Origin of the sequence: Brevundimonas lenta, assembly GCF_014196335.1 — a bacterium.
GTDB lineage: Bacteria > Pseudomonadota > Alphaproteobacteria > Caulobacterales > Caulobacteraceae > Brevundimonas > Brevundimonas lenta.
Map to the genome: position 1 here is coordinate 627,237 of NZ_JACIDM010000002.1, position 20,298 is coordinate 647,534.

The 20,298-nt window shown below is 69.2% G+C and carries 22 protein-coding genes; 16 read left to right on the forward strand and 6 right to left on the reverse strand.

Annotated features, from left to right (window positions below):
• Positions 1–59 precede the first annotated feature (59 nt).
• The 5 genes from purM (at position 60) to GGR12_RS10670 (ending at position 6,358) form a co-directional block, all read left to right on the forward strand.
• Entirely contained in the window at positions 60–1,097 is a 1,038-nt protein-coding gene (purM, locus tag GGR12_RS10650; RefSeq protein ID WP_183204382.1) for a phosphoribosylformylglycinamidine cyclo-ligase, read from the forward strand.
• A gap of 8 nt (positions 1,098–1,105) precedes the next feature.
• The gene (purN, locus tag GGR12_RS10655) at positions 1,106–1,702 is read left to right on the forward strand and encodes a phosphoribosylglycinamide formyltransferase (RefSeq protein ID WP_183204383.1); all 597 of its coding nucleotides are present in this window, start codon (positions 1,106–1,108) and stop codon (positions 1,700–1,702) included.
• Between the two features lie 83 nt (positions 1,703–1,785).
• Positions 1,786–3,849 (forward strand): M13 family metallopeptidase, encoded by a 2,064-nt coding sequence (locus GGR12_RS10660; protein ID WP_183204384.1) that lies wholly within the window; start codon positions 1,786–1,788, stop codon positions 3,847–3,849.
• Positions 3,850–3,983: 134 nt separating this feature from the next.
• Entirely contained in the window at positions 3,984–5,390 is a 1,407-nt protein-coding gene (locus GGR12_RS10665) for a DUF1254 domain-containing protein (protein ID WP_183204385.1), read from the forward strand.
• A gap of 17 nt (positions 5,391–5,407) precedes the next feature.
• Complete coding sequence (locus GGR12_RS10670) at positions 5,408–6,358, forward strand: DUF1254 domain-containing protein (protein WP_183204386.1); 951 nt, start codon at positions 5,408–5,410, stop codon at positions 6,356–6,358.
• A gap of 60 nt (positions 6,359–6,418) precedes the next feature.
• Here GGR12_RS10670 and ndk read toward each other — a convergent pair whose 3' ends face one another.
• Complete coding sequence (ndk, locus tag GGR12_RS10675; protein ID WP_183204387.1) at positions 6,419–6,838, reverse strand: nucleoside-diphosphate kinase; 420 nt, start codon at positions 6,836–6,838, stop codon at positions 6,419–6,421.
• 143 nt (positions 6,839–6,981) lie between these two features.
• Here ndk and GGR12_RS10680 point away from each other — a divergent pair, with 143 nt between their 5' ends.
• From GGR12_RS10680 to GGR12_RS10700, 5 genes are all read left to right on the forward strand, one after another.
• Positions 6,982–8,865: an ABC-F family ATP-binding cassette domain-containing protein gene (locus GGR12_RS10680; RefSeq protein ID WP_183204388.1), complete on the forward strand. Its 1,884-nt coding sequence runs from the start codon at positions 6,982–6,984 to the stop codon at positions 8,863–8,865.
• Positions 8,862–9,113, forward strand: a complete 252-nt coding sequence (locus GGR12_RS10685) for a DUF2164 domain-containing protein (RefSeq protein WP_183204389.1) — start codon at positions 8,862–8,864, stop codon at positions 9,111–9,113. Before GGR12_RS10680 ends, GGR12_RS10685 begins: the two co-directional genes overlap by 4 nt.
• Before the next feature lie 44 nt (positions 9,114–9,157).
• Entirely contained in the window at positions 9,158–11,017 is a 1,860-nt protein-coding gene (mutL, locus tag GGR12_RS10690; RefSeq protein ID WP_183204390.1) for a DNA mismatch repair endonuclease MutL, read from the forward strand.
• Positions 11,018–11,115: 98 nt separating this feature from the next.
• Positions 11,116–11,676 carry a GNAT family N-acetyltransferase gene (locus GGR12_RS10695; RefSeq protein WP_221212314.1) on the forward strand — a complete coding sequence of 187 codons (561 nt, stop codon included), beginning with the start codon at positions 11,116–11,118 and terminating at the stop codon, positions 11,674–11,676.
• A gap of 32 nt (positions 11,677–11,708) precedes the next feature.
• Positions 11,709–12,173: a low molecular weight protein-tyrosine-phosphatase gene (locus GGR12_RS10700; protein ID WP_183204391.1), complete on the forward strand. Its 465-nt coding sequence runs from the start codon at positions 11,709–11,711 to the stop codon at positions 12,171–12,173.
• Here the strand turns inward: GGR12_RS10700 and GGR12_RS10705 are convergent.
• Complete coding sequence (locus tag GGR12_RS10705; protein WP_183204392.1) at positions 12,157–12,450, reverse strand: hypothetical protein; 294 nt, start codon at positions 12,448–12,450, stop codon at positions 12,157–12,159. The genes GGR12_RS10700 and GGR12_RS10705 overlap by 17 nt on opposite strands.
• Before the next feature lie 111 nt (positions 12,451–12,561).
• On the opposite strand from GGR12_RS10705, the gene GGR12_RS10710 reads away from it, so the two are divergent.
• On the forward strand, positions 12,562–13,065 hold the full coding sequence (locus tag GGR12_RS10710) for an RNA polymerase sigma factor (protein ID WP_221212315.1): 504 nt from the start codon (positions 12,562–12,564) through the stop codon (positions 13,063–13,065).
• Positions 13,062–13,625, forward strand: a complete 564-nt coding sequence (locus GGR12_RS10715) for a hypothetical protein (protein WP_183204393.1) — start codon at positions 13,062–13,064, stop codon at positions 13,623–13,625. Before GGR12_RS10710 ends, GGR12_RS10715 begins: the two co-directional genes overlap by 4 nt.
• A gap of 2 nt (positions 13,626–13,627) precedes the next feature.
• Here the strand turns inward: GGR12_RS10715 and GGR12_RS10720 are convergent, their stop codons facing one another.
• Positions 13,628–14,653 carry a Kelch repeat-containing protein gene (locus GGR12_RS10720; RefSeq protein WP_183204394.1) on the reverse strand — a complete coding sequence of 342 codons (1,026 nt, stop codon included), beginning with the start codon at positions 14,651–14,653 and terminating at the stop codon, positions 13,628–13,630.
• A 186-nt stretch (positions 14,654–14,839) separates the two neighbouring features.
• On the opposite strand from GGR12_RS10720, the gene GGR12_RS10725 reads away from it, so the two are divergent.
• A complete protein-coding gene (locus GGR12_RS10725; RefSeq protein WP_183204395.1) occupies positions 14,840–15,115 on the forward strand; it encodes a YjhX family toxin in 276 nt (91 codons plus the stop codon).
• Here GGR12_RS10725 and rsmD read toward each other — a convergent pair.
• From rsmD to GGR12_RS10740, 3 genes are read right to left on the reverse strand one after another with little or no spacing between them, the layout of a single operon-like run.
• Entirely contained in the window at positions 15,098–15,673 is a 576-nt protein-coding gene (rsmD, locus tag GGR12_RS10730) for a 16S rRNA (guanine(966)-N(2))-methyltransferase RsmD (protein ID WP_183204396.1), read from the reverse strand. The two genes, GGR12_RS10725 and rsmD, sit on opposite strands and share 18 nt — an antisense overlap.
• Positions 15,674–15,676: 3 nt before the next feature.
• Positions 15,677–16,096 carry a GFA family protein gene (locus GGR12_RS10735; protein WP_246328847.1) on the reverse strand — a complete coding sequence of 140 codons (420 nt, stop codon included), beginning with the start codon at positions 16,094–16,096 and terminating at the stop codon, positions 15,677–15,679.
• Between the two features lie 20 nt (positions 16,097–16,116).
• Complete coding sequence (locus GGR12_RS10740; RefSeq protein WP_183204397.1) at positions 16,117–17,673, reverse strand: pseudouridine synthase; 1,557 nt, start codon at positions 17,671–17,673, stop codon at positions 16,117–16,119.
• On the opposite strand from GGR12_RS10740, the gene tadA reads away from it, so the two are divergent.
• From tadA to GGR12_RS10755, 3 genes are all read left to right on the forward strand, one after another.
• Positions 17,662–18,147: a tRNA adenosine(34) deaminase TadA gene (tadA, locus tag GGR12_RS10745; RefSeq protein ID WP_246328848.1), complete on the forward strand. Its 486-nt coding sequence runs from the start codon at positions 17,662–17,664 to the stop codon at positions 18,145–18,147. The two genes, GGR12_RS10740 and tadA, sit on opposite strands and share 12 nt — an antisense overlap.
• 30 nt (positions 18,148–18,177) lie before the next feature.
• Positions 18,178–18,582, forward strand: a complete 405-nt coding sequence (locus GGR12_RS10750; RefSeq protein ID WP_183204399.1) for an MliC family protein — start codon at positions 18,178–18,180, stop codon at positions 18,580–18,582.
• Between the two features lie 159 nt (positions 18,583–18,741).
• Positions 18,742–20,295: a calcium-binding protein gene (locus GGR12_RS10755; protein WP_183204400.1), complete on the forward strand. Its 1,554-nt coding sequence runs from the start codon at positions 18,742–18,744 to the stop codon at positions 20,293–20,295.
• The last annotated feature ends 3 nt before the right edge of the window (positions 20,296–20,298 follow it).

The window sequence follows — 20,298 nt, forward strand, 5'->3', positions numbered from 1 at the left end:
GCGCCCGTTGTGGCAAGAGCCGCGACACAATTCCGCCCTCTGATTCAGGCCCGTGACCGATGAGCGACACCCCCGACAGCCTTCGTAACGGCCTTACCTATGCCGACGCGGGCGTGGATATCGACGCCGGCGAGATGCTGGTGGACGCGATCAAGCCGCTGGCGAAGTCGACCCGCCGCCCCGGCGCGGAGGCGTCGCTGGGCGGATTCGGCGCCCTGTTCGACCTGAAGGCGGCCGGATTCGAAGACCCGCTGATCGTCGCCACGACGGACGGCGTCGGCACCAAGCTGAAGATCGCCATCGAGACCGGCCGTCATGACGGCGTCGGCGTCGACCTGGTCGCCATGTGCGTCAACGATCTGCTGGCCCAGGGCGCCGAGCCGCTGCTGTTCCTCGACTACTACGCCACCGGCAAGCTGGAGATCGACGCCGCCAAGCGCGTCGTCGCCGGGATCGCCGAGGGCTGCCGTCAGGCCGGCTGTGCGCTGGTGGGCGGCGAGACAGCCGAAATGCCGGGCATGTACGCCGGCGGGGACTACGACCTGGCCGGCTTCTCGCTGGGCGCGGTCGAGCGCGGCCACGCCCTGCCCTACCTGGATCGCCAGCAGGCCGGCGACGTCATCATCGGCCTGGCCTCGTCGGGCCCGCACTCGAACGGCTATTCGCTGATCCGCAAGGTGGTCGAGAAGTCCGGCCTGGGCTGGGACGCCGACGCGCCCTTCGCCAAGGACCGCACCCTGGCCCAGGCGCTGATGGAGCCGACCCGCATCTATGTGAAGCCGGTGCTGCCGCTGATGAAGGCGGGCCTGGTCAAGGGCGCGGCCCACATCACCGGCGGCGGCCTGATCGAGAATCCGCCGCGCTGCATCGCCGAGGGCCTGAAGGCCTCGTTCGACTGGGATGCGTGGCCGATGCCGCAGGTGTTCCAGTGGATGGGCGAAGTCGGCGGCATCTCGGATCACGAGCTGCGCCGCACCTTCAACTGCGGCGTGGGCTTCATCCTGGTCGTCGCGCCGGAGAACGCCGAGCCCGTGCTCGCCGCCCTGCTGAACGCCGGCGAGGTCGCCTTCGTGTGCGGCCAGCTGGAAGCCGCCTGAGCGGCGCCATGACCGACACCGCCCGTCGCCGCGTCCGCACGGCGATCCTGATTTCCGGCGCCGGGTCGAACATGGCCGCGCTGATCGAGGCCTCGCGCGCGGCCGACGCCCCGTTCGAGGTCGCCGTGGTGATCTCGAACAAGCCGGACGCCAGCGGCCTGACCGTCGCGGCGGCCCTGGACGTGCCGGTCATGGCCGTCGACCATCGCCTGTTCGGCAAGGATCGCGAGGCGCATGAGCGGGCGATCGACGCGGTGCTGATGGATCATGGCGTCGAGGTGGTGGCCCTGGCCGGCTATATGCGCCTGCTGACGCCCTGGCTGGTCGGGCGCTGGAACGGGCTGATGCTGAACATCCACCCCAGCCTGCTGCCGAAATATCCCGGCCTGGACACCCACGCCCGTGCGCTGGCGGCGGGGGATGAGGAGGCCGGCTGCACGGTGCATCTGGTCGACGAAGGCGTCGACGAAGGCCCGGTTCTGGACCAGGAAGCGGTGCCGGTGCTGCCGTTCGACACGCCGGAAACCCTCGCCCAGCGGGTGCTGACGGCCGAGCATCGGCTGTATCCGCGGGCGCTGGCCGCCTTCTGTCGCGGCTTGCATTAGAAGTTCGTAATCAAAGGCCTTTTCCGGCGACAGCGCGCCGGGCTTGAGTCAGGTTGCCGCCAGCAATTCCACTGGGGGCTTTCATGCTCAAAATCCGCCTCATGGCCTGCGCCGCCGGCGCCGTTCTCACCCTCGCCGCGACCGCCGCGGCCGCCCAGTCGGCGCCCCCGATCGTCGAGATCCCGGCCGCGACCAACCCCGCCATCGGCCAGTTCGGCTTCGACGTCGGCGGCATGGATACGTCCATCTCCGCCGGTGACGACTTCAACCGCTACGCCAGCGGCACCTACCTGCACAACACGCCGATCCCGGGCGACAAGACGTCCTACGGCGCGTTCGACATGCTGTACGACAACTCGCAGGAGAACCTGAAAGCCCTGATCGAGGAAAGCGCCGCCAATCCGACGTCCAGCGCCGAGGCCGCCCGTATCGGCGCCTTCTATTCCAGCTTCATGGACGAGGCGACGGTCAACCAGCTGGGCGCCAGCCCGCTGCAGGCCGACCTGGCCGAGGTGCGCGCCGCCGACACCCGCGAAGAGATCGCCGCCCTGATGGGCCGCACCCAGGGCGGCTTCGGCTCCAGCCTGTTCGGCATCTATGTCGCCGAGGATCTGAAGGACCCGGACGAGCACAGCGCCTACATCGTGCAAGGCGGCATCGGCCTGCCGGACCGCGACTACTACCTCGAGGAAAACTTCGCCCCGCAGCGCGCCGCCTACCTCGCCTATATGACGAAGGCGCTGGAGCTGGCCGGCTGGCCGAACCCCGAGCAGGCGGCGGCCGACATCATGGCCTTCGAGACCCGCATCGCCGAGCAGCACTGGACCCAGGTCCAGAGCCGCGACATCGAGAAGAGCTACGCCCCGACCACCCTCGCCGACCTGGCCCGTAACGCGCCGGGCTTCGACTGGAACGCCTGGGCGACCGGCGCCGGCATCCAGGACGCGCCGCGCATCGTGCAGTCGCAGGACAGCGCCTATCCGGGCATGGCCCGCGTCTTCGCCGAGACGCCGATCGCCACCCTGCAGTCATGGCAGGCCTTCCACGTCATCGACCAGGCCTCGCCCTATCTGTCGCAGCCCTTCGTTGACGCCCGCTTCGACTTCTACGGCAAGGCCCTGAGCGGCCAACCGGAGAACCGCCCGCGCTGGAAGCGCGGCGTGTCGCTGGTCAACGGCTCGCTCGGCGAGGCGCTGGGCAAGGAATATGTGGCCCGTCACTTCCCGGCCGAGTCCAAGGCCCAGATGGAGGCCCTGGTCGCCAACCTGCGCGCCGCCATGACCGAGCGCCTGAAGCACCTCGACTGGATGAGCGAGGAGACGCGCGAGCAGGCCCTCTACAAGATGAGCCGTTTCGGCGTGAAGATCGGCTACCCGGACCAGTGGCGCAGCTATGACGGCCTGCAGCTGATCCCGGGCGATCTGTACGGCAACGTCGAGCGCTCGAACGCCTTCGACTGGGCCTGGAATCTCGGCAAGCTGAAGCGTCCGGTCGATCCGCTGGAGTGGGGCATGACCCCGCAGACGGTGAACGCCTACTACAACCCCCCGCGCAACGAGATCGTCTTCCCGGCCGCCATCCTGCAGCCGCCGTTCTTCGATCCGAACGCCGACCCGGCGGTGAACTACGGCGGCATCGGCGCGGTCATCGGCCACGAGATCACGCACGGCTTCGACGACCAGGGCCGCAAGGTCGACGGCGACGGCGTGCTGCGCGACTGGTGGACGGCCGAGGACGGCGCCAAGTTCGAGCAGCGCGCGGCCGTTCTGGGCGCCCAGTATTCGGCCCTGGCCCCGCTGGAAGGCTCGAACGTCAACGGCGACCTGACCATGGGCGAGAACATCGCCGACCTGGGCGGTCTGCTGATGGCGCTGGACGCCTACCACATGTCGCTGAACGGCCAGCCGGCCCCGGTGATCAACGGCCTGACCGGCGACCAGCGGGTCTTCCTCGGCTGGGCCCAGGTCTGGCGCGAGAACATCCGCGACGAGGCCCTGCGCCAGCAGGTGACCGTCGATCCGCACGCCCCGGCCCAGTACCGGGCCGCCGTGCCGGTTCGCAACATCGACGCCTGGTACGAGGCGTTCGGCGTGAAGCCGGGCGATGAGCAGTACCTGGCTCCGGAAGCGCGCGCCCGCATCTGGTAAGGACCTCCTCTCCGAAACGGACACGGCCCCGGCGAGCGATCGCCGGGGCCGTTCTGCATTCAGGGCCAGGGTTCGACCGGATCGACCTCTGCCCGCGGGTTCTTAGCTTCCGCTGAAACCTCCGGAGGCTTCCCGTGACCACTTCATCGATCGCCGCCACCCTGTCGCCGGGCTGGACCCGTGCCCTGCCCGCTGGACCGGACACCAAGGTCAAGGTCACCGACGCCTGGGTCCGCCTGATCGCCGGCGAGGCCTATTTCTGGGGCTGGCCGCTGACCAACATCTACACCCGGCGGCTCAACTTCCAGGACGTCCCGGAACCGATGCTGGCCGGACCGGCGCCGGCGGCGCCTCTGAACCAGGTCAGCATGCTGACCGACTATGTCACCCCGGACCAGCGGCTGGTCTGCTGCCCGAACCAGGACGTGGTCTACGGCGCCGGAAGCCTTGCGCTCGACCTGACGCCTGCGGTGGTCCAGGTGCCGGACTTCGGCGACCGCTTCTGGGTCTACCAGATGGTCGACCTCCGCACCGACGGCTTCGTGCAACTGGGAAAGATGTACGGGACGACGCCGGGCTTCTACCTCGTGGTCGGTCCCGACTGGGCCGGCGAGATCCCCAAGGGCATCACCGACGTCTTTCGCTCGCCGACCAATACCGGTTTCGCGGCGCCGCGCATCTTCCAGGATGACACCGCGGAGGACCGGGCGGCGATCCAGCCGCTGCTCAACCAGGTGATGGTCTATCCCCTCAACCAGTTCGACGGGACGATGAAGACCCGGGACTGGAAGGGCATCAAAACCGTTCCCGGCGAGGAAGGCGGCGCGAGCGAAAAGCGGTTCGTGTTCCCCGAGACCTTCTTCGACCTGCTGCCGTCGATCCTGGACGACGCCCCGCCCCTGCCCGGCGAGGAGGCTCGCTACGCCCTGTTGCGCGGCCTGATCGCGGCCATCAAGGCGGACCCCACGCTGAAGAAGGCGGCGGTCGAGGCCGCGACGGCGGTGGAGGAGACGGTCATCCTGCCGCTGCTGCAGTTCCGCAACTACGGCCAACAGCTGCCGCACAACTGGAGCACCATCTCGAACGAGGCGGCGTTCGGCACCGACTATTTCACCCGCACAGCCGCCGCCCGCTCCAATATCCTGGTCAATGCGCCCAACGAGACGAAGTATTTCTACCAGGACCTCGACGTCTCGGGCGACCGGCTCAACGGCGCCAAGCGCTACACGGTGACCTTCGCGAAGGACGAGACGCCGCCGGTCAACGGCTTCTGGTCGCTGACCCTCTACAACGAGCACCACTTCTTCGCGCCCAACGACCTGAAGCGGTATTCGCTCGGCACCAAGAACAAGGACCTCATCGTCGCTTCCGACGGCTCGCTGACGATCTACGTCCAGGCCGATCCGCCGTCCGACGACAAGCGCAGCAATTGGCTGCCCGCGCCGAAGGACGCCGATTTCACCCTCTACGTCCGCAGCTACTGGCCGAAGGCGGCCGTTCTCGACGGCTCATGGACGCCGCCGCCGGTTGAACGGACCTGATCCAAAGGAGAGATGACATGAACGCGCCTGTCCCGGTCACACCCGACAATTTCGCCCGCGCGGAGACCGACCTCTACTTCGGCAACGCCGTCCGCGAAGGCGGCTTCGGCAAGTTCCACCACTTCCGCGAGCCGATGCCGATCGACCATCAGTCCGTGGTGAGGGCCAACCGCGACACCCTCTACTCGTCGGCCGTATTCGACCTCGACGCCGGGCCGGTGACGGTGATCCTGCCGGACGCCGGCAAGCGGTTCATGTCGCTGCAGGTGTTCGACGAGGACCAGTACACGGTCCAGGTCGCCTACCGCGCCGGCCGCTACACCTTCGACCGCGCGAGCGTCGGCACCCGGTACATCATGGCCGGCATCCGCACCCTGGTGAATCCCGACGACCCGGCCGACCTGGCCGCCGTGCACGCGGTGCAGGACTCCCTCGCCAGCGAGCAGGCCGCGCCGGGCGCTTTCGAACCCTCGTCGTGGGACAAGGACAGCCAGGACAAGGTGCGCAAGGCGCTCGTCGAGCTGGGAACCACCCTCCCCGACACCAAGGGGATGTTCGGCCGTAAGGACCAGGTCGATCCGGTCCTGCGGCTGATAGGCTCGGCCATGGCCTGGGGCGGGAATCCGGAGACGGAGGCGCTCTATCTCAACGTCACGCCGCCGAAGAACGACGGGAAAGCGGTCTACCGCCTGAGGGTCAAGGACGTGCCGGTCGACGGCTTCTGGTCGGTCAGCGTTTACAACGCCGAAGGCTACTACGAGGCCAATGACCGCAACGCCTATACCCTGAACAGCATCACGGCGAAGACCGACCCGGACGGCGCTGTGACCATTCAGTTCGGCGGCGCGGGCGACGCGCCCAACCTGCTGCCGATCACGCCGGGCTGGAACTATATGGTCCGGCTGTACCGGCCACGCCCAGAGGTTCTCGACGGCTCCTGGACATTCCCGGAAGCGACCGAGGTCTAGACAGCAAAACGGCCGGACCCGCGAAGATCCGGCCGTTCCGATGTTCAGCAGTCGTGGGCCTTAGCCGACGATCTGGTCGTCCGAGAAGAACTGCTCGATTTCGATGGCGGCGTTCTCGAGCGAGTCCGAGCCGTGGACCGAGTTTTCACCGATCGACAGGGCGAACTGCTTGCGGATGGTGCCTTCGGCGGCCTGTTCCGGGTTGGTGGCGCCCATGACTTCACGGTAGGCGGCGACGGCGTTCGGGCCTTCCAGGACCTGGACGACAACCGGCTCGGCGGTCATCTGGCCGACCAGCTCGCCGTAGAACGGGCGCTCGGCGTGAACGGCGTAGAATTTCTGGGCTTGCTCGGTCGACAGCTTGACGCGGCGTTGGCCGACGATGCGCAGGCCGGCGCCTTCGATCACGGCGTTGATCGCGCCGGTCAGGTTGCGGCGCGTGGCGTCGGGCTTGATGATCGAGAAGGTGCGTTCGGTCATGGGAAGTGACTTCTTGTTTGGGAGATTGAGGGTCGCGGGCTTATAGCGGCGCCCTCCCCGCTTTCCAACCGCCTCACAATTTTGCCTCGATCGCCCGCCGAACGGCGTTGCAGACCGAAGCCGCATAAGAATCTGACCGACCGATGCTGCAGATCAATCGCCTGACCCTCAACGCCTGGGGCCGTTCGTTTCTGGACGACGCCTCCGTCAGCCTGCCGCCCGGCGCCAAGGTCGGCCTGGTGGGCCGCAACGGCATCGGCAAGTCGACCCTGTTCAAGGTGATCCTTGGCGAGCTGGTCGCCGGCGGCGACGAGGTCAGTCTGCCGAAGACCGCGCGCATCGGCTCGGTGGATCAGGAACACCCGGCCACGCCCGTCAGCGTGCTGGAGACCATCCTCGAGGCCGACGCCGAGCGCCACGACCTGCTGACCCGGCTGGAGACGGCCGAGCCGGAGGAGATGGGCGAGATCTGGGGCCGGCTGATCGAGATCGACGCCGACGCCGCCCCGGCGCGCGCCTCGGAAATCCTCGTCGGCCTCGGCTTCAGCCAGGAAGACATCCAGCGGCCGATGTCGCATTTCTCGGGCGGCTGGCGGATGCGCGTGGCCCTGGCGGCGGCCCTGTTCGCCGAGCCGGACATGCTGCTGCTCGACGAACCGACCAACTACCTCGATCTGGAAGGCGCCCTGTGGCTTGAGGCGCGCCTGAAGAAATATCCGGCGACGGCGCTGATCATTTCGCACGACCGCGAGATGCTGAACGAAGTCTGCACCCACATCCTGCACCTCTCGAACCGCAAGCTGGACCTCTACTCGGGCAACTACGACACCTTCGAGAAGACCCGGGCTGAAAAGCTGCGCCTGATGAGCGCGACCCAGGCCAAGCAGGAAGTCGAGCGGGCGCACCTGCAGAAGTTCATCGACCGCTTCAAGGCCAAGGCGTCCAAGGCCACCCAGGCCCAGTCGCGGGTCAAGAAGCTGGAGAAGATGGAGCGGATCGAGCTGCCGCCGGAGGAGCGCGTCGCGCCCTTCGTCCTGCCGTCGCCGGAACGTCCCCTGCCCCCGCCGCTCATCCGCCTGGAGCGGGCCAATGTCGGCTACGAGCCGGGCAAGCCGATCCTGAAGAACCTCAACCTGCGCATGGACCTGGACGACCGCATCGGCCTGCTGGGCGTCAACGGCGCGGGCAAGTCGACCTTCGCCAAGCTGATCGCCAAGGCCCTGACGGTCGAGACCGGCGAGTTCCACCGCGACGGCAAGATGCGCGTGGGCTGGTTCCACCAGCACCAGATCGAGGCGATGGACCCGACCGACACGCCGCTGGAGATCATCCGCCGCGCCATGCCCGAGTCCTCGGAATCCAGCCGACGCTCGAAGCTGGCGCGGTTCGGTCTGCCGTTCCAGAAGCAGGAGACCACGGTCGCCAGCCTGTCGGGCGGCGAGCGCGCCCGTCTGCTGCTGAACCTGGTGGCGATGGACTCGCCGCATATCCTGATCCTCGACGAACCGACCAACCACCTGGACATCGACAGCCGCCGCGCCCTGCTGGATGCGCTGAACGAGTACACCGGCGCGGTCATCCTGATCACCCACGACCGCTCGCTCATGGAACTGGTGGCCGATCGCCTGTGGCTGGCCGCCGACGGCACGGTGAAGCCGTTCGAGGGCGACATGGACGACTACGCCAAATTCGTCCTCGACCGCGCGAAGCAGGTCGGGATGAAGCCGTCGCAGGTGAAGCAGGAGCTGGTTGAGGAAGCCGCCCCGGCCCCGGCCGCCAAACCGCAGCAGAAGAAGGGCGGGCCCTCGCCCTCGACCCTGCGACATGCGGTGAAGAAGGCCGAGGAGCGGATGACCCAGCTGACCGCCGAGCTCGCCCGCCTGGACGACGATCTGGCCAACGCCGCGGTCAGCGATCCGAAGAAGCTGGAGGGTCTGACCCGCGCCCGCGCGAAAGCCCAGGCCGATCTGGACGCCGCCGAGGCCGCCTGGGTGGAAGCCGAAGAAGCCCTCGCCGAGGTGGCATGACGAAGGCGATCGCTTTCAGCCGGGAGGAGATCGCGGCGATCACGGCGAAGCTGCGGACCTATTTCCGCGACGAGCTGGACGTCGAGCTGCGCGACCTGCCGGCCGAAATGCTGATCGACTTCCTGGGTCGGGAGATCGGGCCGTTCTTCTACAATCGGGGCCTCTACGACGCCCAGGCCGTGGTGGCGAAGAAGGCCGAGGACATCGCCGAGGCGATTGCGGGGCTGGAGCGGGCCGACCCGAACTGAGCGGCCTTCTTCCCTTCCGGCGAAACCGGCATACTTGCGAATCCATGCCAATCCGCCGCCTCCCGCCCGAAACCGTCAATCGCATCGCCGCCGGCGAGGTGGTCGAACGCCCGTCCAGCGCCATCAAGGAGCTGGTCGAGAACGCGCTCGACGCGGGCGCGACGCGCGTCGAGGTGCAGGCCGACGGCGGCGGGCTGACCCGCATCCTGATCGCCGACGACGGGCACGGCATGGCGGCCGACCAGCTGGCCCTGGCGATCGAGCGCCACGCGACCTCCAAGCTGGAGCCGGACGACGCGGGCGACGTCGACCTGTTGCGCATCCACACCCTGGGCTTCCGCGGCGAGGCCCTGCCCTCCATCGGCTCGGTCGCGCGCCTGACCATCACCAGCCGCCCGAAGGAAGGCGGCGACGCGCACGCCATCACCGTCGAGGGCGGCGATCAGCGCCCGGTCTCGCCCGCCGGCTTCCCCGGCCCGCATGGCGCCCGGGTCGAGGTGCGCGACCTGTTCTACGCCACCCCCGCCCGCCTGAAATTCATGAAGTCCGAGCGGTCGGAAGCCATGGCCATCTCGGAAGAGATCAAACGCCAGGCTATGGCGCACGAGGCGGTGGCCTTCACCCTGGATCTGGACGGCAAGACCACCCTGCGCCTGCCCGCCGAACATCCCGGCGACGTCGGGCGGCTGAAGCGGCTGGCGGCCCTACTGGGCCGAGATTTCGAGGCCAACGCCCTGCTGATCGACCAGGAGCGCGACGGGGTGCGTCTGTCGGGCTATGCGGGCCTGCCCACCTATTCGCGCGGCAACGCCGCCCACCAGTACCTGTTCGTCAACGGGCGGCCGGTGAAGGATCGCCTGCTGCAGGGCGCGCTGCGCGGGGCGTACGCCGACTTCCTGGCGCGCGACCGCCACCCCGCGGCGGTGCTGTTCCTCGACATCGACCCGCTCTACGTCGACGTGAACGTCCATCCGGCCAAGGCCGAGGTGCGGTTCCGCGATCCGGCGCTGGTCCGGGGTCTGATTGTCGGGGCCCTGCGCCACGCGCTGGCGGCGGCGGGGCACCGCGCCTCGACGACCGTGGCGGCGGACGCCCTGTCCGGGTTCCGCCCGCATTCGGGCGTGGCGGCGGGCGCGGGCTACAGCCCGTCCTCGCCCTCGGCCCAGGGCTGGAGCGGCTGGCAGGGCTGGGCCGCCCCGGCCACGGCCACCGCCCAGGTGCTGCCCGGTCTCAACGAACGCTCGGCCCGGATCGAGACGCTGGACCGTCCGGAAGAGTTCGCCCAGCCGGTTCAGAGCCACGGCCAGGTCATTGATCCGCTGGACTATCCGCTCGGCGCGGCGCGGGCGCAGCTGCACGGCACCTACATCGTCTCCCAGACCCGCGACGGCCTGATCGTGGTCGACCAGCATGCCGCCCACGAGCGCCTCGTCTACGAGCGGATGAAGACCCAGATGGCCGCCGGCTCGGTGACGCGTCAGGCCCTGCTCACGCCCGAAGTGGTCGAGCTGGACCCGGCCGAGGCGGAACGCGTCTCGGCCCGCGCCGACGAGCTGGCGCAGCTGGGCCTGATCGTAGAGCCGTTCGGCGCCGGCGCCGTGCTGGTGCGCGAGACCCCGGCCCTGCTCGGCGACACCGACGTCCAGGGCCTGATCCGCGACATCGCCGACGACCTGGCCGAGCACGGCGCCGCGCTGGCCCTTTCGGAGCGTCTGGGCGAGGTCTGCGGCACCATGGCCTGCCACGGCTCGGTCCGCGCCGGCCGGGTGCTGTCCGCCCCCGAGATGAACGCCCTGCTCCGCCAGATGGAGGCCACGCCGCATAGCGGCCAGTGCAACCACGGGCGTCCGACGTATGTGGAGCTCAAGCTGGGGGACCTGGAGAAGCTGTTCGGACGGCGGTGAGCAATCGGGCCACCTCGCAACCCGGACCGGTGCCATGGCTTACGTAGCGGGTGGACGCCAAGGAAGACAACAGCATGGGATCGCCGCATGTAAGAGTCATGACCTCGGCCGATGAAGACGCCGCGGCTCAAACCGTCGTCCTGGCGTTTGCGGCAGACCCGATGGCGCGGTGGACCTGGCCCAACGCCCGCCGATACCTGGAGGCCATGCCCCGGATGGTTCGGGCGTTCGGCAGCAAGGCGTTCGAAAGCGGAACCGCCTATTGCACGGATGACTACGGCGCGACGGCGTTGTGGCTGCCCCCCGGGGTGCAATCCGACGAGGAAGGTCTCGGCGCGGTGATCGAATCCACGGTCGCCAGGGCCCGCCGGCCCGAAACCGACGCCGTTTTCGAGCAGATGGCTGCCTTCCACCCGACTGCACCTCATTGGTACCTGCCTCTGATCGGCACGGATCCAGCGCACCAGGGCAAAGGCCTCGGAGACGCGTTGATGGCCTACGCGCTTGAACAATGTGATCGCGACCACGCGCCGGCCTATCTGGAATCCTCGAACCCGCGAAACATCCCTTTCTACCGTCGCCACGGCTTCGAAGTGATGGGCGAGATCCAGGTCGGTTCCTCGCCGACGCTCGTCCCGATGCTGCGGCCGCCGCGTTGAGCTTGAGGACGGACTGGTCAAGAATACGGTCCATGCCCTCCATCCTCTTCGTCTGCCTCGGCAACATCTGTCGCTCGCCGCTGGCCGAGGGGGCGCTGCGGGCCGAGGCCGAACGGCGGCGGATGGATGTCGAGATCGACTCCGCCGGCACCGGCAATTGGCACGCGGGCGAGCCGCCGGATCGGCGGGCGCAGGCCGTGGCGCTTGGACATGGCGTGGATATCTCGCGGCTGCGGGCGCGGCAGGTGCGGCCGGCGGACTTCCGGCGCTTCACCCACATCGTGGCCCTGGATCACGAGAACCTGGCCAATCTGAAGAAGCTGCGCCCGGCGGATGCGACCGCCGGGCTGAGCCTGCTGCTGGACTATGTGGAGGGCCGCGAGGGCCAGGCCGTCGCCGATCCGTGGTTCGGCGACGATGCGGGATTCGAGGTCACCTGGACCGAGGTGACGGCCGCGGCCCAGGGACTGCTCGCCCGTCTCAGCCGCGACCGGTGATCTTGCGCCAGATGCGCTTGCGGGCCTCGAACACCGAGACGCCCAGGGCGGCGGCGCTGATCCAGAACAGCAGCTCGGTCGAGACAGCGGCCACGATCGCGAGGATCAGGCGCGTGCCGCGATCGACGTCGAGGTACAGGCCGACGCCCAGCGAGATCCAGCCACAGACGGCGACGACCGCGACCAGCCCGGCCAGGGTCCAGAGGAATTTACGGCTGCGCTTCACGGCGCCCGCGGGTTGGGCTGCCGGGGTTTCGGGGATCGGGTCGGCGGACATGGGGGGAGGCTCCTGTGAAAATCATGCTCCTGAGGTGAAAGTCCCGGCCGATCGGCGAGTCTTTCATCCTGCCGACGCAGCGGAGCGTCGAAGGTGGTGAGACCGGGCGGTTTGGGCAGGGACGCGGGATTTGAGGCGCTGGTCGGCGAGCACGGCGCGATGCTGCGCCGCATCGCCGGCAGCTACGAAGCCGACCGCGAACGCCGGCGCGAGCTGGAACAGGACATCCTGCTGGCCGTCTGGCGCGCCCTGCCGTCCTTCCGGGGCGAGGCGCCGATCCGCGCCTTCCTCGCCCGCGTGGCCCACAATCGGGCGGTGACCCATGTCTCGCGCGAGGCCGCCGCACCGCGCCGCAGCCCGCTGGACGAGGCCCTGCCCTCCTCCGACCCGTCGCCGCTGGACCGGGTGGAGGCGGACGATCTGCGGGAACGGCTGGCGTCGGCCGTGCGCAGCCTGCCGCTGTCGCTGCGCCAGCCCGCCAGCCTGACCCTGGAGGGGTTCAGCCCGGCCGAGATCGGCCAGATGCTGGGCCTGAACGCCAACGCCGTTTCGATCCGCCTGACCCGCGCCCGCGCCGAACTGCGCGCCCTGATGAACCCGGAGGCCCCGCGATGACGCACGAACGGCCCGACGACTGGAGCGACCTCGCCGAGGTCTGGACCACCCCGAACGGGGGCGTCGAACCGACCGCTGAACTGGTGCGGGGCATCCGTCGCCGCGCGTGGCTGGCGCGGGTGAATTTCCAGCTCGAAGCCTGGGGGGCCGTGCTGGCAGGCGTCGCCGGCGGCTGGATCGCCTTCCGGCACGACGAGCCGTTGCTGGGCGCGGCGGCCTTCGTCTTCGCCGTCTTCGCCCTGGCCGTGACCCTGTGGGCGCGGCGGGGCGCCGAGCCCGGCGAGGCGGATACGCCGGCGGCGGCCCTGCGCACCGCGATCGGCCAGGCTCGCTCTGGCCTGCGTTGGGCGAGAGCCGGTCAGGCGACCACGGTGGCCGCCCTGCTGTTCGTGGTGGTGGTCGCGGTGGATGAGGGCATCGCCGGCAAGGCCTGGCTGTATGTGCCCGCGGGCATGTTCCTGACAGCCTGCTCGATCCTGTACGAACGCCACACCTGGCGCTGCCGACGGCGGATCGCCGACCATGAGGCGGCGCTGGCGGAGCTGGATCCGCCGGCCTGACCTCAGAGGGTCAGCGCCTCGACGATGCCGGTCGCCTCGCCGCCGGACGCGACCGCTCCACCGGCGACCGCATAGACGGTGTCGCCGATGGCCGCCGCGGCGAGACCGTGGCGCGGCGTCAGCATGGCGGGGCCGGCCGACCACGCGTCGGCGGCCGGGTCGTAGATCCAGGTCTCGCGGAACACGCCGCCGTCGCCGCGCCCGGCGAACCATTCGCCGCCGAAGGCCACCAGCCGGTCGCCGACCGCCGCCATAGCGAGGCCGCCGCCGACCTGATTGTCGGACGCTCTCGAGCGCGGAATGGGCGCCAGGGTGTCCCAGCGGTCGCGCTTGGGATCGTAGCGATCCAGCCGACCGGTCCCGCTGCCCTCGACGGTGCGGCCGCCCGCCACCCAGATGACGCCGTTCAGCACCGCTCCGGCGGCGCTGTTACGAGCCATGGGATTGGGACGCGCGGTCTCCCAACTGCCGCCGAGGAAGACGCGGTGGGTGGCGATGTCGCGCTGGTCGGACCACTCGCCGTTAGCGGAGCCGCGGGGCGCCCGCCCGGTGATCAGATGCAGCGCGCCTTCGAAGGCGACGCCGACCGCCTCGCTCTGCGGCCCCGGCAGGGAGGGCGCTTCCTCCCAGCCATTGGTCCCGAGGGTCCAGACGTCGGTCATGGAGGTCCAGTCGCCGGCGTCGGTGCGGCCGTAGCCGCCGAGGGCGTAGACCCGGCCATCGCCGTTGGCGATCAGCATCGGATGGTGCCGCGGCTCCGGCAGGGACGGTCCGAGGTCCCACTGATCGGCGGCGGGTGAATAGAAGGCGGTGCGATCCTCGATGTGCAGCCCGTCCGGGCGACCGACCAGGCCGCCGGCGATGACGATGCGGCCCTTGGAGACCGTGGCGTAGATCTCCTGCACCGGCCAGGGCATCGACTCCCGGGCGCTCCAGGCGGGGGCCGGCTCCTGCGCACAGGCGGCGAACGGGACCGCGGCCGAGGCTCCGGCGGCGGCGAGAAACACGCGTCGATCGATCGGATACATGCCCCAGCCTAGCCCCACAGAGGCGGAATGCGCTATACGGCCGCGTCCAACCCTGTCGGGAAGCCTATGTCCGAGATTGCGCGAAAGGCCTGAGGCCTCGCAGTCACCGCTGTGAAGAGCCTCTGAACCACCCGCCGGCGTGAGTGCGCCGGCGTGAGCCTTCACGCCTTTCCGGACCATTCTGAAATGAACATCTCCCGTGCGGAGCAACGCACGTTGCACGCCCTCGCGCAGGGCGGCGGCATCGTGCTGGAACGCGATACCGACGGCCGCATCCTGCGTGCCGACTGCTTCACCCGTGACGGCTTCCTGCTGACCGACTGCAATCTGTCGGTGTGGAAGAAGCTGAAAACCAAGGGGCTGATCGCCTCGCACTGCGGCGGACCCTACCGGGTCAACCGCGACGGCCTGGCGCGCATGCGCAGCCAGCTGGACAACCGGGTGTCAGCCCGGCGCTGGTAGAGCCCGAAGGAAGAGGACGCGCGCGGCGCCGTAGTCGCGCGCGTCCAGCCGTTCGTAGCCGGGCGTGTCGATCTCGGGCTCGTCCGAGCCGCGCTCGAAGACGACGGTGGCGCCGGGCTTCAGCCAGTTTCCTTCCAGCAGACGCGCCAGGGTCTGTTCGCCGAGGCCCTTGCGGTAGGGCGGATCGAGGAAGGCGATGTCAAAGGCCTCGCCGGCCGATCCAGGGCGGACGCCCAGGTCGGTGGCGCTGCGCCGGTGCACGCGCGTGCGGCCCATCAGGCCCCAGGCGTCGCCGTTCTCGCGGATGGCGCCGCGGGCCTCGTCGTCGATCTCGACGAACAGGGCGAAGGCCGCGCCCCGGCTGATGGCTTCATAACCCAAGGCGCCGGAGCCGGCGTACAGGTCGATGATCCGGGCGCCGTTCAGCGGCTGCGCCCAGTCGGCATGCTCAAGGATGTTGAAGATGGCCTGCCGCGCGCGGTCGGAGGTCGGACGGGTGTTCTGGCCGTCAGGCGTGACGATGGCGCGGCCCTTCAGGCTGCCGGCGACGATGCGCATTGCTCAGGTCTCGTCGGAAAACTGCGCCATGACCTCTTCGCCGGTCAGGCGCGGACGGTCGCCGGCGAAGGCGTAGTTGGCGGGCTTGGAGTCGATGAATATCTCGTCCTTGAAGGCGAAGGCGCCGGGATCGTCGAACGCCTGCACCGACACGGCGGTGATCCCGCCGGCCTTTAGCCTCCAGAACAGGGTCGAGCCGCAGGTGCGGCAGAACTGGCGATCCGCCCACTCCGACGAGTCGTAGGTTCCCACGGCCGCCGGATCGGCGACCTCAAGGCTGTCGCCGCAGTCGACGCTCAGATAGACGCCGCCCGACCAGCGCCGGCAGCTCTCGCAGTGACAGGCGTGCATGCCGTGTTCGGGCACGGCCGTGAAGGTCACAGCGCCGCACAGGCAGCGCCCGGACAGACGGGCGTCAGACATGATCGTTCAGCCTCCGGGTGTCAGCGCGGCCCGCGCGGGCCGCCCTTGCCCCCGCCGCCGGGACGCGAACCGCCAGGGCGAGCGCCGCCCGGCGGGTTGCTGCGGGTTCCGCCACCGCGCTTGAAGGGCGCGTCGCCCCGCGGGGCCTGACCGTCACGCGGCTTGAACGGCCGACTCGGACGATCTCCCTCAGCCGCCGGCCTTGAGCCGAAGGCTGGTTTGGCGCCCGGCTTGCGGGGGCCGCCGGCGCCGCGCGGCTTGTCGATGAACTGGTCGGCGCGCGGCGTGAAGGCGCGTTTCGGACGCTCGTCGCGGTCGGAGCGCTCGCCGTCGGCCGGACGCGGGGCGGTCCGCTCGCGGGGCTTGAAGGTCTTCGAGTGCTCGAACTTCGGCTTGGCCTTCGCCCAGCCTTCGCCCTTCGGGGCACGACGACCGGTGTCGCCGCCCTCGGATGCGGCGGCTTCGGCGGCGCGGGTCCGGCTGGGCTTGCGCGAGGGATCGGACATGGCCGAGCCGGACGCGCCCTTGACGATGGGGGCCGAGGTGCGGCGGCCGGGGATCGGCGCCGGCGTCTGGACCGTGTTGCCGGTCGGCAGGTTCTCGGGGCGGATATGCTGCGCCAGCATTTCGCGGATCACGCGCGGGCCGACTTCCTCGACCGAGCCCACCGGCAGGGTGCCGAGCTGGAACGGGCCGTAGGCGAGACGGATCAGGCGGTTCACGGTCAGACCCAGATGCTCCAGCACCTTGCGGACTTCGCGGTTCTTGCCCTCGGTGATCGAGACGCTGATCCAGAGGTTGGCCGGACCGCGGCCTTCCGAGTCGCTCTTCTCCTTGGCCTTGTCGAGGGTCGCCTCGATCGGGCCGTAGCGGACGCCGTCGACGGTGACGCCGTCCTTCAGCGAATCCAGCTGCAGCTGGCTGACCCGGCCGCGGGCGCGGGCGCGGTACTGACGGACCAGTTCGGTCGAGGGCAGCTCCAGCGCACGGCTGAGCTCGCCGTCGTTGGTGAGGATCAGCAGGCCCTCGGTGTTGAGGTCGAGGCGGCCGACGGAGATGACGCGCGGCAGGCTGCTGGGCAGGGCGTCGAAGACGGTCGGGCGACCGCCGGGGTCGCCGTGCGAGGTCACCAGGCCGGCGGGCTTGTGATAGCGCCACACGCGCGTCGCCTGGGCCGAACCGATCGGCTTGCCGTCAACGGTGATGACGTCGTCGCGCGTGACCAGGGTCGCGGGCGTGTCGAGGATCTTGCCGTTCACCGCGACCTTGCCGAGGCCGATCAGGCGCTCGACCTCGCGGCGCGAGGCGATGCCGGCGCGGGCCATGGCTTTGGCGATGCGTTCGCTGCGCTTGGGGCCCTCGTCGGCCTTGGCGCCGGGCTTCGCATCCCTGGAAGAAGGCTTGCCGTCTTTGGCGAAAGGCTTGCCGCCCGGCTTGCCGAAGGATTTGCCGCCCTTGGGCGGGCCACGGTCATCGGCGCCTTCGACGCGCTTGACGTAGGGTTTGCGGGGGCCGTCGCGGCTGTCGTCTTGACGCGGGCGCGGCTTCTTGTCGTTGTCTCGGGGATGGCTGACCATGATGAGCGGTTCATGCACATGGCCTTGGCCCTGGCGCAAGCGGCGGCGGACGCGGGAGAGACTCCCGTCGGCTGCGTGATCGTCGATGAATCGACCGGAAACGTGATCTCAGAGGGCATGAACGGCCCGATCGGCGCCCACGATCCGACCGCCCACGCCGAGATCGTGGCCATGCGCGCGGCCGCGGAAAAACTCGGAAACTACCGGCTGACCGGCCTGACGCTCTATGTGACGCTGGAGCCGTGCGCCATGTGCGCCGGGGCGATCAGCCATGCGCGGATCGGCCGGGTCGTCTGGGGGGCCGACGACGCCAAGGGCGGCGCGGTGATCCACGGCCCGCGCTTTTTCGAACAGCCGACCTGCCACTGGCGGCCGAAGGTCGAGGGCGGGATTCTGGCTGGCGAAGGCGGTGATCTGCTGCGGGCTTTTTTCCGCGCGCGGCGCAAAGGAACGGCGGCCCAGACGGCGCGTTGAGCAGTCGATGTAACTGCAAGGCTTGCGCGTATGAGACTGACGACCGCCTCCGTCCTGCTCGTGGTCGCGCTGGGAGCCTGCGGCCCCAAGCCCGCTGACGCCCCGACCGACGGCGATTCCGTGCGCGAGCGGGCCCAGGAGGCACAGACGGCCCGACGCCGCACCGGGGCCGAACTTCAGGATCGGGCGATGAACCGGGTGATCCGGACCGTCTACCTCTGCAACAACAGCGAGCGCCTGTCGGTCGATTTCGACAACCCGCGCCAGATGGCGACCGTTCGCAATTCCAGCGGCGAGGCCGTGGATCTGTTCCAGGAACACGGCGCCGACGGAATCTGGTATCGCGCCTCCGGTTACGAGCTGCGCGGCAAGGGCGTCATGGCGACCTGGACCGCAGATGGCCGCCCGCCGACGGACTGCCGCGCCGTCGACTAGCACGAACGACACATTTCGTTCGCCGTAGCCCGGCCTGGCTAGCCCGTTTCCTGAAATTGACGTCCGTTCGGATAGGGAGCCACCTGCCCTCCGATCCGGACGGCCTGGCCGATCTGAAGGCCGTCCCCAACGCGAAACGCGCACTGTGGGAGCAGGCAAATGGCTGTTTTTGAAGGCGGTTCGGGGAGAGACACGTATGTCGGCGGAGCCGACGCGGACACGATAAGGGGCAACGGGGGCAACGACCGTCTGGACGGCGGCGGCGGCAATGACGTCGTCGAAGGCGGCGCAGGCAATGACGACCTTCGCGGCGGCGCCGGACGCGACCGGGTCGACGGCGGCATCGGCAATGACGTCCTGTGGGGCGGCGACGACGGCGACTTCCTCGCGGGCGAGGAAGGCAATGACTGGGTCTCGGGAGACGCCGGGAATGACAATGTCTCCGGCGGCGATGGCAACGACATCGTCCTCGGCGGCGACGGCAATGACAACGTCGACGGCGACGACGGCAACGACGTCCTGTTCGGCGGCGCCGGAGGCGACGACATCGTGGCCGGGGACGGCAACGACATCCTGTGGGGCGACGAGGGCGACGACGATCTGCAGGGCGGCGCCGGCGATGACCTGATGTATGGCGGCGTCGGCGACGATGACCTGACCGGCTATGAGGGCGTCGACATCAGCCTCGGCGGCGCGGGCGCCGACACCTTCGGCTTCTTCCTGGGCGATTTCGCACCCAGCTCGACCCTGGCGGTCACTGACATCGTGCTGGACTTCCAGGGCGCGGGCGTCGCGGGCGGCGATCTGCTCAGCCTGAATTTCGAGACGGTCGCATGGGGCGGCAAGATCAACGTCCGGGTCCGTGAGGGCTCCCTGCTGCCGGGCGCCGGCGACGGCGTGACCCAGATTTTCTACACCCAGCGCCAGGGCAGAACCTGGCTGATCGCCGACGAGAACGATAACGGACGCCTCGACGATTCCGACTTCACAGTCGAGTTCCTGGGCACGCAGAACTTCACCCAGGACGACTTCACCCGCACCGACTTCGTCATCGTCGGCACGGGCGGCGATGACGAGCTGGAAGGGACGGAGGACGCCGATCGGATCTTCGGGGCCGGTGGCGACGACACGATCAACGGCCTCGGCGGCGACGACGAGCTTCACGGCGGCGAAGGCAATGACGTCATCGACGGGGGGCCGGGCGGCTTCGACTTCCTGTTCGGTGACGGCGGAGACGACACCCTGACGCTGGCGAGTAGCGACGGCGGGGGCGTGGCCGACGGCGGCGAAGGCGATGACACCCTGTTCGGAAGCGACGTCGGCTTCTTCAGCGACCTGCAGGGCGGGAACGGAAACGACACCCTCAACGCCGGAGCCACATCCACGACCCTGAGCGGCGGCGACGGGGCGGACGTGCTGGTCAGCGGCGCGGGCGATGATCAGTTGAACGGCGGATACAACGAGGACTTCTCGCTGGACGGCGATCCGGATCTGTTCGTCTACGGCGCCGGGCCGTGGGGCACGGACAACGTCTATCAGTTCGAGGACGGCTCGGACCTGTTCGACCTGCGCGGCAGCGGCCTGACCTTCGCGGACCTCGTCATCGTCAACGAGGAGTTCCTGACCACGATCACCTCCGCCAACGGAACGATCTTCATCAACAAATTCGACGGGCCGGTGGAGATCACCGCCGACGACTTCATCTTCGAATAGGCG